Source organism: Kitasatospora sp. NPDC059327 (genome assembly GCF_042752535.1).
Classification (GTDB): Bacteria; Actinomycetota; Actinomycetes; order Streptomycetales; family Streptomycetaceae; genus Kitasatospora.
The window spans coordinates 300,761-312,691 of the sequence record NZ_JBHYYB010000001.1; the positions used below are offsets into that span (position 1 = coordinate 300,761).

12 protein-coding genes and 2 tRNA genes are annotated in these 11,931 nt (G+C 73.9%); 1 reads left to right on the plus strand and 13 read right to left on the minus strand.

From position 1 onward, the window contains the following. Positions 1-81: 81 nt before the first annotated feature. From ACFXHB_RS01135 to ACFXHB_RS01170, 8 genes are all read right to left on the minus strand, one after another. Positions 82-154 (minus strand) — tRNA-Ala (locus ACFXHB_RS01135). A 37-nt stretch (positions 155-191) separates the two neighbouring features. Continuing rightward, positions 192-264: transfer RNA gene (locus ACFXHB_RS01140), tRNA-Ala, on the minus strand. A gap of 281 nt (positions 265-545) precedes the next feature. Further along, the gene (locus ACFXHB_RS01145) at positions 546-1,193 is read right to left on the minus strand and encodes a histidine phosphatase family protein (protein WP_380571193.1); all 648 of its coding nucleotides are present in this window, start codon (positions 1,191-1,193) and stop codon (positions 546-548) included. Then, positions 1,190-1,660 carry a ribosome silencing factor gene (gene rsfS, locus ACFXHB_RS01150; RefSeq protein WP_380571194.1) on the minus strand — a complete coding sequence of 157 codons (471 nt, stop codon included), beginning with the start codon at positions 1,658-1,660 and terminating at the stop codon, positions 1,190-1,192. Before rsfS ends, ACFXHB_RS01145 begins: the two co-directional genes overlap by 4 nt. 126 nt (positions 1,661-1,786) lie before the next feature. Beyond that, complete coding sequence (locus ACFXHB_RS01155; RefSeq protein ID WP_380571175.1) at positions 1,787-3,661, minus strand: LCP family protein; 1,875 nt, start codon at positions 3,659-3,661, stop codon at positions 1,787-1,789. A 19-nt stretch (positions 3,662-3,680) separates the two neighbouring features. After that, positions 3,681-4,313, minus strand: coding sequence for a nicotinate-nucleotide adenylyltransferase (nadD, locus tag ACFXHB_RS01160; RefSeq protein WP_380571176.1), 633 nt, complete (start codon positions 4,311-4,313; stop codon positions 3,681-3,683). A gap of 135 nt (positions 4,314-4,448) precedes the next feature. Then, positions 4,449-4,607 carry a hypothetical protein gene (locus tag ACFXHB_RS01165; RefSeq protein ID WP_360637147.1) on the minus strand — a complete coding sequence of 53 codons (159 nt, stop codon included), beginning with the start codon at positions 4,605-4,607 and terminating at the stop codon, positions 4,449-4,451. A 160-nt stretch (positions 4,608-4,767) separates the two neighbouring features. Further along, positions 4,768-4,914, minus strand: a complete 147-nt coding sequence (locus ACFXHB_RS01170; protein WP_380571177.1) for a hypothetical protein — start codon at positions 4,912-4,914, stop codon at positions 4,768-4,770. A gap of 247 nt (positions 4,915-5,161) precedes the next feature. On the opposite strand from ACFXHB_RS01170, the gene ACFXHB_RS01175 reads away from it, so the two are divergent. Beyond that, positions 5,162-6,220 (plus strand): M48 family metallopeptidase, encoded by a 1,059-nt coding sequence (locus ACFXHB_RS01175; RefSeq protein WP_380571178.1) that lies wholly within the window; start codon positions 5,162-5,164, stop codon positions 6,218-6,220. Between the two features lie 156 nt (positions 6,221-6,376). On the opposite strand, the gene ACFXHB_RS01180 is transcribed toward ACFXHB_RS01175, so the two are convergent. The 5 genes from ACFXHB_RS01180 to proB all read right to left on the minus strand — a co-directional run bounded on the left by ACFXHB_RS01180 (position 6,377) and on the right by proB (position 11,503). Then, positions 6,377-7,438 (minus strand): hypothetical protein, encoded by a 1,062-nt coding sequence (locus ACFXHB_RS01180; protein ID WP_380571179.1) that lies wholly within the window; start codon positions 7,436-7,438, stop codon positions 6,377-6,379. 133 nt (positions 7,439-7,571) lie between these two features. Then, a complete protein-coding gene (locus ACFXHB_RS01185; protein ID WP_380571180.1) occupies positions 7,572-8,165 on the minus strand; it encodes a hypothetical protein in 594 nt (197 codons plus the stop codon). Positions 8,166-8,265: 100 nt separating this feature from the next. Next, positions 8,266-9,588, minus strand: a complete 1,323-nt coding sequence (locus tag ACFXHB_RS01190) for a glutamate-5-semialdehyde dehydrogenase (RefSeq protein ID WP_380571181.1) — start codon at positions 9,586-9,588, stop codon at positions 8,266-8,268. A 120-nt stretch (positions 9,589-9,708) separates the two neighbouring features. Beyond that, a complete protein-coding gene (locus ACFXHB_RS01195; protein ID WP_380571182.1) occupies positions 9,709-10,236 on the minus strand; it encodes a hypothetical protein in 528 nt (175 codons plus the stop codon). 130 nt (positions 10,237-10,366) lie between these two features. Continuing rightward, a complete protein-coding gene (proB, locus tag ACFXHB_RS01200; protein WP_380571183.1) occupies positions 10,367-11,503 on the minus strand; it encodes a glutamate 5-kinase in 1,137 nt (378 codons plus the stop codon). Positions 11,504-11,931: the final 428 nt, after the last annotated feature.

The window sequence follows — 11,931 nt, forward strand, 5'->3', positions numbered from 1 at the left end:
TTTTTGTTTATCTTCGTCTGGGCCGGCCCGGGCACCGGGGCCGCCCCCCACCGGTGGGGGGGCGCCCTTCTCGCCGGTCTGTGGAGCTACGGGGAATTGAACCCCGGACCTCTTGCATGCCATGCAAGCGCTCTACCAACTGAGCTACAGCCCCGCGACACGCACGGCCCTCGCGGACCGCGGGTGCGGAGTGGAGCTACGGGGAATTGAACCCCGGACCTCTTGCATGCCATGCAAGCGCTCTACCAACTGAGCTACAGCCCCGCACTCACCGGATTTCGCGCTTCCCTTCCGGGCCGCGTTTCTTCCGTGCGAACGAGAGAGACTCTAACTGGTCAGGCCCGGAACTGCGAAATCCTTCCCCGCAGGCCGCCCGGCGGCTCACCGCCGGGTGTCGCCGCCCGGGTGTCACCACCCGAACGTCACCACCCGAAGGCCGCCACCCGAACGTCACCACTCGGCCGTCACCACTCGGCGTCGCCGCCCGACCGTCACCGGTCGGACGCTCCCGCCCGGGTGCTCCCGATCGGCACCGTCGCCACCGCTCAGGTGTCGTCGCCGATCACCGGCTGCGGGAGGGTGCCCGCGTTGTGCTCCAGCAGACGCCAGCCTCGCGCGCCCCGGCCCAGCACGGACCAGCAGCAGTTGGACAGGCCGCCGAAGCACTCCCAGAGCGCCGGATCCAGGCCGAGCAGCCGTCCGAGCATGGTGCGGATGGTGCCGCCGTGGCTGACGACCACCAGGGTGCCGTCCTCCGGCAGTTTGCCGACGGCGTCCAGCACCACCGGCACCGAACGGTCGGCGACCTCGGTGGACAGCTCGCCGCCGCCGCGCCGGATCGGCTCGCCCTGGGCCCAGGCCGCGTACTCCTCCGGGAACCGGGCCCGGATCTCGGCGTTGGTGAGCCCCTGCCAGGAGCCGGCGTACGTCTCGCGCAGCCCCTCGTGGTGCTGCACGTCCAGGCCGGTGACCTTGGCCAGCTCCTCGGCGGTGCGCCGGGCGCGCTGGAGGTCCGAGGAGATCAGCAGGTCGGGACGCAGGCCGGAGAGCAGCCGGGCCGCCCGCTGGGCCTGCAGGACGCCCTGGCCGGTCAGCTCGATGTCCGTGGTGCCCTGGAACCGCGATTCGAGGTTCCAGGACGTCTGGCCGTGCCGCCAGAAGACGATGCGCGGGCCCCGCGCCTCGCGGCTCAGCTGTAGTCCTCGGCGCCGAAGTTGTCGGCCGGGGCGACCTCGGCCGGGGCGAGGGCGTTGCCGGCCTCGTCGGTGTGCGCGTCGGGACGGTTGCGGGAGGCCAGCGCGTCGGCCGGCAGCGGCAGCTCGGGGCAGTCCTTCCAGAGCCGGTCCAGGGAGTAGAAGGAGCGCTCCTCGGAGTGCTGGACGTGCACCACGATGTCCAGGTAGTCGAGCAGGATCCAACGGCCCTCGCGCTCGCCCTCCCGGCGCACCGGCTTGATGTCCAGCTGCTCGCGCAGCTTGTCCTCGATCTCCTCGGCGATCGACTTGACCTGGCGGTCGTTGTTCGCGGAGGCGATCAGGAAGGCGTCGGTGATCGACAGCACGTCGCTGACGTCGAACGCGATGATGTTGTGCGCCAGCTTGTCGGCCGCCGCCTGGGCGGCGACGTTGATGATTTCCTGGCTGTGCTCGGTGGCGGTCACGATGTTCTTCCGGCTCGGCGGCTTGGGGGCGAGGCCCGGCACGCGGCCGGGCATCGCCTTCCAGGATCTCACGCCGCCCCGGTGGCCCAGGAATCGTTTCCCGGGCCCCCGGCCCTCCGCGCGGGCCTACTGCGGCTTCGGCGGCTGGTAGTCCTTGCCGAGAACGACCACCAGATCGGCGTTCTGCGCGTCGGTGACCTTCTTCGCGGCCGTCTCCGGCAGGTTGAGGCTGAGTGCCAGCGACTTCGCCGCGGCCTGCCGGGCGTCGTCGGTGTAGCGGATCTCACTGGTCGCCTGCGGCGTCGCCTTCGCCCCGCCCGGGATGAAGGTGAGGCCCGCGTTCACCACCTGGACCTGCGCGGCGGCGGCCGCCAGGTCGTTGCCGGTGGCGTCCTGGATCGAGACCCGGGCCGGCGCGTCGGCCGAGGTGGCGGACTTCACGGTGCCGCCCAGCACCTCCTTGACCTGCTGGCCGGCGCCGGCCTCGTCCAGGCTGCCGTCCGGCTTCACGGTCAGCACGGTGGTCCCGAGGTGGCCGTCCTTCGCCTGCTGGGCGAGCTGGACCAGGACGCCGGCCAGGGCGTCCTCCGGCAGCGACGGGTCGAGCACCGCGTTCATCCGGTGCACGTCGTCCTTGGCGTCCTTGAACTCGACCGGCACGGTCCGCATCACCGCGTCCATCACCTGGCCGAACCGGGCGAGTTGGGCGTCCCGGTTCTCGCCGGACGCCTGCAGGGTGGCGTAGGCGACCGCCGCCTTCCCGCTCAGCAGGGTGTTCTTGCCCGCGGCGGAGAGCAGCTTGCCGTCCGGCTTGCCGCCCTCGTGCGTCTCGGCGTTGGTGTCCACCCGGACCCCGCCGAGCTGGGCGACCAGCAGCTCCAGGTACGGCGTGTCGAGTCGCCAGGTGCCGGCCACCGGGGCGCCCAGCACGGCGGCCAGGCCGTCGCGGGTGGCGGACGGGCCGATGCTGTCCATCGCCTGGCCGACGGTGGTGACCGGCGGGTCGCCCGGGCCGGGCAGCCGCAGCGTGTCCGGCAGCAGCAGCACGGTGCCCTTGTGCCCCGAGGCGTCGTTGACCAGCAGCGCGCTGGAGACCTTGCCCTGGAGGTCGCGCAGGTGCACCACGTTGACCTGGCGCGGGCCGGCGGCGGTCGCCGCGGTCTGCTTGTCGCCGGTGAACCAGAGGTAGCCGCCGGCGCCGGCCGCCACGACCGCCAGCACCACGCCGACGCCGATCAGCCGGGTGCGCAGCTTGCGGCGCCGCTCGGCGCGCACCTCGCTGCGCGACTCGGCGAACTTCAGCCAGTCGATGACGTCCTCGGTCTCCTCCGCCTCCTCGTCGACGAAGGTGAACTCACCGGTGGCGTAGTCGTCCCGGGGCGTCTTCCCGGCACCGCCGGCGGCCTTGGCCGCACGGCTTCCGCCGACCTGCTCGGACGGCGCCGCGGGCCGGGCCGGCGTCGCCTCGGCGGGGGCCGGTCGGGGCGTGCGGGGGCGCGGCGGCGCCGGGGCGGCCTGCTCGGGCACCGGCTCGGCGACCACCGGCTGCGGAGCGGTCCCGAACTGCCGCGGCTCCTGGCCGCCCTGCTGTCCGTAGCCGCCCTGCCGCGGCTGCTCGTACGGCTGGTACGCCTGCTGGTACTGGTCCTGGCCCTGCCCCTGGTAGCCGCCCTGGTAACCGTCGGGCTGCTGGTACGCCTGCCCGCCGGCCGCCGGCTGCCCGTACGGGTCGTACTGGTCGTACCGCTGCTGCTCGTAGCCGCCCTGCTGTCCATAGCCGCCCTGCCGCGGCTGCTCGTACGGCTGGTAGGCCTGCTGGTACTGGTCCTGGCCCTGCCCCTGGTACGCGGTGTACTGGTCCTGGCCGTAGGGCTGCGCCGGCGGTACCGGCTGCCCGTACTGGTCGTACTGCTGCTCGTAGCCGCCCTGCTGCTCGGGCGGGTACTGCGGCCGGTACTGCCCGGTGGACCAGTCGTCCTGCTGTCCCCTGCGATCGGTCATCCGTCGGCCCCTCCGGGGATCAGGTCCGGTGCGGCGCGTAGAGCGCCCGCTTGTCGATGTAGCGGACCACGCCGTCCGGGACGAGGTACCAGACCGGCTCACCCTTGGCGACCCGGTTGCGGCAGTCCGTGGAGGAGATGGCCAGCGCCGGGACCTCCACCAGGGAGACCCCGCCCACCGGAAGCCCGGCGTCCGAAAGAGTGTGCCCCGGCCGGGTGCAGCCGATGAAGTGGGCGAGCGAGAAAAGCTCCTCGGAATCCCGCCAGGAGAGGATCTGCGCGAGCGCGTCGGCGCCGGTGATGAAGAAGAGGTCGGCGTCCGGGTGGAGCGCGCGCAGGTCGCGCAGGGTGTCGACGGTGTACGTCGGACCCTCGCGGTCGATGTCGATCCGGCTCACCGAGAACTGCGGGTTCTCCGCGGTGGCGATGACCGTCATCAGGTAGCGGTCCTCCGCCGAGGTCACCTCGCGGTCGGTCTTCTGCCACGGCTGCCCGGTCGGGACGAAGACCACCTCGTCGAGGTGGAACGCGCTCGCGACCTCACTGGCGGCGACCAGGTGTCCGTGGTGGATCGGGTCGAAGGTGCCGCCCATCACGCCGAGCCGCTTCTTCACCGGTACCGGTCCGCCGGGATTCCCGGCCTGCTCTCCCATGCCGCCACACCTTACGCGACGCCCGTTACGGTGCGGGAACGCCCGGGTGGAGGCTCCCCGGAGAACGCGTGAGGGAGCGGCCGGCGCTCCCGCCGGACGCTCCCCGAGCCGTCCGGGCGGGGCTCGGTGCGCCGCTCAGCGGTCCCGGTTGAAGCGGGTGGTCACGTAGAGCAGCAGCAGCAGGACGAACAGTGCGGCGCCACCCGTGAGGTACGGGTTGAGGCTGTCGTGGTTGCCCCCCTCGCCCTCGGAGGCGAGCAGGTTCAGGACGGGGAGTGCGGCGGCAGTGCTCATGGTCGGCGGACCTTCTCGGCTCGGATGACGGACCAGGGGTGGGCGGGCCGGTGAGGGCCCACCTGTCATCGTACGGGTGCCGACACGGCAACCGCTCGGCGGCCCACCGCGTCTGATCCGGCGTGAGCCGGGCGCCCGGCGGCGCCCGTCCGGAGGGCGGTCAGTTGTTGCGGCCGGCCCGCAGCAGGAGCCAGGCGAGCAGGCCGACACCGACGAAGGAGGCCACCACGATGATCCGCAGGAAGAGCCCCGGGCCGTTCTCCGTGGAGATCGGGCCGGCCAGGCTGACAAGGGCGTCGGTGGACATCTGCGGGCTCCTCGGACTGCTCGGTACCGCGGCCAGGTCTGGTCTCGGCTCTCCAGGGCATTCAGGGTAAACCGGCCTCACACCGGCGCCGGTCACCGCCCCCTCCGGCGCCGTCCGCGCCGCGCGTAGGGTGAGCGCGGGGACGAGTACGCGACCACGGACGTTGCACAGACAGTCGTTGCAGGCGAAGACCAACGGGGGCCGGCCAGCTGCCGGGGCCGCCGTCGACCAGGAGGGTACTCACACCATGACCGATACGACCTCGAAGGCCCCCAGCCGGCGCCGCCAGCGGTTCCCGGAGATCTCCACCCGGGCCTGGGAGCACCCGGCGGACCGCTCCGCCCTCGTCGCGCTGCGCAAGCTGACCGGCTTCGACGACGTCCTCAAGAAGCTCGCCGGCCTGGTCTCCGAGCGCTCGATCCGGCTGATGTTCCTGGCCACCGCGGTGAAGACCTCCGAGCGGCAGTTCCCCGAGCTGCACGGGATGGTGCGCGACGCCGCGTACGTGCTGGACCTGGAGAAGGTCCCGGACCTCTACGTCTCCCAGGACCCGACGGTCAACGCCTACTGCATCGGCATCGACACCCCGATCATCGTGGTCACCAGCGGCCTGGTCGAGCTCCTGGACGAGGAGGAGCTGCGCTCCGTCATCGGCCACGAGGTCGGCCACGCGATGTCCGGCCACGCCGTCTACCGGACGATGCTGCTGATCCTCACCAACATCGCCGCCCGGATCGCCTGGGTGCCGCTCGGCAACCTGGCGATCATGGCGATCGTGACCGCGCTCAAGGAGTGGTTCCGCAAGGCCGAACTCTCCAGCGACCGGGCCGGCCTGCTCGCCGGCCAGGACCTCCAGGCCTCCATGCGGGCCCTGATGAAGCTGGCCGGCGGCCACAACCTGGGCGAGATGAACGTCGACGCCTTCCTGGAGCAGGCCGAGGAGTACGAGAAGGCCGGGGACCTCCGCGACGGCGTGCTCAAGCTGCTGCAGGTCCTGCCGCAGAGCCACCCGTTCGCCGTGGTGCGGGTCGCCAAGCTGAAGAAGTGGGCGGAGAGCGACGAGTACCGCTCGATCCTGGCCGGCGCCTACCCCCGCCGCACCGACGACGCCGAGACCTCGGTCGGCGACCAGTGGAAGGCCGCCGCCGACCACTACACGAGCTCGGTGAAGGAGAGCAAGGACCCGCTGATGGGCCTGATCCGCGACGTCGCCGGCGGCGCCGCCACCGTCGGCGGCAAGCTCCGCGACACCTTCACCGGTGCCACCCGCGCCAACGGGTCGTCGGCGCCCCGCGACGAGGACTGACCCGCGGTACCGACGGCTCCCGGCTGCCCGCCGGGAGCCGTCGGCGTACCCGCCCCCCACCGCCCGCACCGACCCCGGACCACCCTGCCCCGCACCGCCCGAACAGCCCCCCGCACCGCCCGCACGGCCCCCCGAACCCTGCCCCGCGGCCCGGCCTCAGCTGCCCGCCAGCACCCCGCAGACCTGCCAGGCCGGGTGCGCGTGGTTGCCCGGATCGACCGGCTGCGCACCGGCCGCCGGGGCACCGTCCGTCCCCGCCAGCAGCGGCTGCACGTACCCGGCCTGCGAACCGCCGCAGGGCGCCGGCCCGGCCTGGAGCACCGAGTCCACCAGCCGCAGCTGGGCGGAGGCCAGGTCGACCCGGTCGAACTGGAAGGTCAGCTGCCGCCGGACGGTCTCCAGCGTCACCGGCGCGCCGTTCGGGGCCCCGGCCGGCTTCAGCGCGTAGACGAAGGTGTGGTCGGTGGTGATCTGCAGGGTGGAACTGTCCGCCTCGTCGATCCGCATCGCTCCCGCCACCTTGACGCTGTCGGCGGCCAGCGCGACCTGCCCCGGGTCGAAGCGGACCACCCACCCGGTCAGCGCGTGGTGACGGTCGTCGACGGGCTGCGCCACGCTGGTGTCGAACTGGGCCTGCTCGCCGGGCGTCACGAAGGCCCGCACATCGGCGGTCGCCCCCTGGATCAGCGCCGTCGGCGCCAGCGAGGAGGCGACCAGGTACCGCTGGACGGTGTCGAGCGCCTTGGTCACCTCGATCCTGCTGAAGTGCTCGGTGGCCGCCCCCGCGGGGGTCCCCAGACCGATGGCGCCGTCGCTGTACCCGGGCGCCAGCGCGGCGAACGGGGCGGCCGGGTCGGCGACCGGCCGGACCGCCGAAGCCGGGCTCAACGCGACCAGGCTGACGGTCAGTTGGCTGCCCTCGGGGCGGGCGGTCGGCCGGTTCGGCGCACTGATGCCGAAGTACACGGCGGCCGAGAAGGCCAGCAGGATCAGGAGCAGCAGGGCGAGCGCCTGCCGCGGCACGGTGCCCAGCGGACCGAGCCGGATCCGCGGGCGGGTGGCCCGGCCGAAGGAGTTCGCCAGCCGCTCCCGGGCCGAGAGCTCCTGGATCCGGGCAGCCCGCACGAACGATTCGTCGAAGACGACGGACCGGTACTCGTCATCGCTTCCGGAACCACCGTCGGGCGCACCCTCCGGAGGCTCTCGCGGGTCACCCATGACACCAGGGTAAGCCGCACCCGCACCCCGCCACGAGGGTGTTCACACAGATTCCCGGGAGCGCTCCGTGACCGGCTCGCGTCGCGCGGACGCCCCCGGGCGCACTCCGGCGCACGGCTCGCGAATCAGCGCCTCAACCCGCCGGCGCGGTGACCACGAGCGACGGATCGGCCGGCGAGGGGGCCGGATCGACCCCCGCGCTGCTGCTCCCGGACTCGGGCCGCCGGGGCGTGCCGCCACCGGCCCCGCCCACGCCCTGGTAGACGGCCGCGACCGCCACCGCGACCAGGCTCACGCCCATGATCACGGCGAGCACCCAGGCCACCGGCCGGTGCCAACGCTGCTGGGCGACATAGCGCCCGCGCCGTGCCCGGACCGGGTCGTAGACGCTGTCCCGCCCCCACCGCCCGGCCCGGCGCCCGGCCACCCGGCCGGGACCCGACCACGGATCGGGGTAGCGGCGGTCGTCGTCCAGTCCGCTCGGGTAGGGGCGCAGCTCCAGCGGCACCCCGTCACCCGCGGGGACGTCATAGGCCCAGCCCGGTGCCACCGCGTCCGGCTCGAACCTGGCCTCGGCCGCGGCGAGCTGCCGCTCCTTGGCGGTCGGCTCGTGCACGGCGGCGGACCGGACGAAGGCCTCATCGAAGACCACGGTGGCGAACTCGTCGTCCGCACCACCGTGGTCGGCGCCGTCGGGGTACGGCGAGCCCCCCACATCGTCAGCCACGGATTCAGCGTATTACCGGTCGGGCGATTTGTCTGTGGCTCCTCGCACTTGGTCCGTCACTCGTGTGACGCGGCCCGTCCGTCCGGAGCCCCCGGCCCGCTCAGCCGGCGTCGGCCGCACCGCCCACGGTCTGCGTCGCCTCGCCCCGAACATGCCCGTCACCAGTGACGATGTACTTGGTGCTGGTCAGCTCCGGCAGGCCCATCGGGCCGCGGGCGTGCAGCTTCTGGGTCGAGATGCCGATCTCGGCGCCGAAACCGAACTCACCGCCGTCGGTGAACCGGGTCGAGGCGTTGACGGCCACCGTCGTCGCGTCGACCAGCTGGGTGAAACGGCGGGCGGCGGCCTGCGAGGTGGTGACGATCGCCTCGGTGTGGCCGGAGGACCAGCGGCGGATGTGCGCGACGGCGGCCTCCAGCGAGGGCACCACGGCCGCCGCCAGGTCGTACGAGAGGTACTCCGTCTCCCAGTCCTCCTCGGTGGCCGGCACCACGGTCGCCGCCGAACCCTCGGCGGCCTTGAGCACCGCGTCGTCGCCGTGCACCGTCACCCCGGCCCGCGCCAGGGCCGCCAGCGCGAGCGGCAGGAAGTCCTCCGCGACGTCCTGGTGGACGAGCAGGGTCTCGGCCGAGTTGCAGACGCTCACCCGCTGCGCCTTCGAGTTCAGCAGGATGCCGACGGCCATCGCCAGGTCCGTCTCGGCGTCCACGTAGACGTGGCAGTTGCCCGTGCCGGTCTCGATCACCGGCACGGTCGAGCCCTCGACCACGGTCCGGATCAGCGAGGCCCCGCCGCGCGGGATCAGCACGTCCACCAGGCCCCGGGCGCGCATCAGCTCCTGGACCGACTCCCGGCTCTCGCCCGGGACGAGCTGCACCGCGTCCGCGGGCAGGCCCGCCGAGGCGACGGCGTCGCGCAGCACGGCGACCAGCGCGGTGTTGGACCGGTAGGCGGAGGCCGAGCCGCGCAGCAGCACCGCGTTGCCGGACTTCAGGCAGAGCGCCGCGGCGTCCGCGGTGACGTTCGGACGGGCCTCGTAGATGATGCCGACGACGCCGAGCGGGACCCGGACCTGTCGCACGTCCAGGCCGTTGGGCAGGGTGTAGCCGCGCACCACCTCGCCGACCGGGTCGGGCAGGCCGGCCACGTCGCGGACGTCCGCGGCGATCGCGGCGATCCGCTCGTCGGTGAGGGTGAGGCGGTCGATCACCGACTCGGCGGTGCCCGCCGCCCGGGCGCGCGCGACGTCCTCGGCGTTGGCGGCGGTGATCTCGGCGCTCCGGGCCACCAGGGCGTCCGCGATCGCCGCCAGCGCGGCGTCCTTCGCCCGGCGCGGCACCGGGGCGAGCGCGGCGGCGGCCTCCCGGGCTCGGCGCGCTACGGCGAGGACGGGGCTGTCGGCGGTGGCGAGGTCGCTGGTCATGCGCCAAGGGTAGCGACTGCGCGGGCGCCGCCCGCCGGGCATTTCGCCCGGTGAGACACCGGCCTTGGCGCCCCGGCGGTGAGCCGGGCCGCGCGGCCGGGCGGACCGGGGCCCGGGGGGTCAGTACGGGTGCACCCCGCCCAGGTGCGGCGGCGGATCGCCGAAGCCCTCGGCGACCCGCTTGTGGTACGTGGCCCGGTCGACCACCTCCAGCCCCACGATCTCCCAGGGCGGCAGGTTCGCGGTGACCTTGTGCTCGCCCCACAGCCGCAACGCGATGGCCGCCGCGTCGTGCAGGTCCCGGGCCTGCTCCCAGTAACGGATTTCCGCGTGGTCGGCCGCGTAGCGGGCCGTCAGGAAGAACGAGTGGTCGTGCGCCAGGCGCTCCAGCCCCGCCCGCAGCGCGGACAGCGGGGTGGTCGGCCCGGCCACGCTCAGCACCACGTGCCAGAGCCGGGCCTGCTCGGGCACCGTGGGCGGCTCGCCCTCGTCCCGCCGGTCCGGCCGGACCCTGCGTAGCGCGCCGGGCTCCTGCGGCGGCGGACCGGCCGGCTCGGCAGGGGCGTCGGCCCCGCGCCCGCCGTCGATGCTGGTCAGCCGCCGGCCCGCCGTTCCTCCGGTCAGCGCTGCCTCGCGCCTGCGTTCCACCGGCGGCCTCCTGTTCGGCGATCTCGTGTCGTCGTACCCGCCGGCCTCGGCCCGACGCGGACGGCTGCGCCCCTCCTCGCCCGCGGCCGGGCCCGCACCCCGCGCGGTCGCCGCCGCTCCTCCAGGCCGGTCAGCCGCGCAGGACGACCAGGTCGTCGCGGTGGACGACCTCGCGCTCGTACGCGGCACCGAACTCCTGGGCCAGGTCTCGGGTGGACCGGCCGAGCAGCCGGGGCAACTCCCTCGCATCAAAGTTGACCAGTCCGCGCGCCACGATGTGGCCGTTTTCGCCAAGAAGGTCCACCGGATCACCCGCGGCGAACTCCCCGTCGACCTTGGTGACCCCGGCCGGCAGCAGCGAGGCACCCCCGGAGACGACCGCCGCGACGGCACCCTCGTCCAGGTGCAGGGCCCCGCGCGGGCTGCTGGCGTGGGCCAGCCAGAGCAGCCGGTCGGAGGAGCGGCTGCCGGTGCGCAGGAACAGCGTGCCGGTGGGCCGGCCGGCCAACGCGTCGGCCGCCCGGCTGGCGGCGGTGAGCACCACCGGGATGCCCGCGCCGGTGGCGATCCGCGCCGCCTCCACCTTGGTGACCATGCCGCCGGTACCGACGCCGGCCTTGCCCGCGCTGCCGATCGAGACGCCATCCAGGTCGTGCGGCCCGGCCACCTGGGCGATCCGGCTGGTGCCGGGGCGGCTCGGGTCGCCGTCGTAGAGGCCGTCCACGTCGGAGAGCAGCACGAGCAGGTCGGCCCGGACCAGGTGGGCGACCAGCGCGGCCAGCCGGTCGTTGTCACCGAACTTGATTTCGGCGGTGGCGACGGTGTCGTTCTCGTTGACGATCGGCATCGCGCCCATCGCCAGCAGCTGGTCCAGCGTCCGGTAGGCGTTGCGGTAGTGGGCCCGCCGGCTGGCGTCCTCGGCGGTCAGCAGCACCTGGCCGACCCGGATGCCGTAGCGGGCGAACGAGGCGGTGTAGCGGGCGACCAGCAGTCCCTGGCCGACGCTCGCGGCGGCCTGCTGGCGGGCGAGGTCCTTGGGGCGCCGGTCCAGGCCCAGCGGGGCCAGGCCGGCCGCGATGGCACCGGAGGAGACCAGGACCACCTCGGGGGCGTCCGGGCCGCCGCGCACCTTGGCGAGCGCGTCCACCAGGGCGTCGACCCGGTCGGCGTCCAGGCCACCGGCCGCCGTGGTGAGTGAGGAGGAACCGACCTTGACGACGATCCGTCGTGCGGTCAGGACCTCCTCCCGCAGTGAGTCCTCGCTCATCTCGCTGTACGCCCTTCCGGTGTGGTGCGGGTACGGCGGGCCCGGGCCCGGCCGTCACCCCCGCAATCTACGCGATCGGCGCAGCTCGGCCGCGGGGCATTTCACCGGCTGGACCCGCCGCCGGCCCTGGCCCGCGGCGGCGCGACCGAGCGGCGGGTTCCCCGCCGGCGGGCCGGATCGGCCCCCGGGCACCGCGTCTGACGGTGCGTCAGTCCTGCGGGTGCGCCCCGAGGCACACCTGCGGGTGCGCCCCGGGGCACCGGAGCGCACCCGCCACCCCGGCGGGTGGCGATGTCCGCGCCGACCGCGGCAAGTCCCGTACCCACCGGGAGAAGTGACGTCGCACAACGCCGCGGCCCCCCCACCGAGCGGAGGCGGGGGCGCCGGCGCCCGCGGGGGGGGGGGGCAGGGCATCAGATATCCGGCCC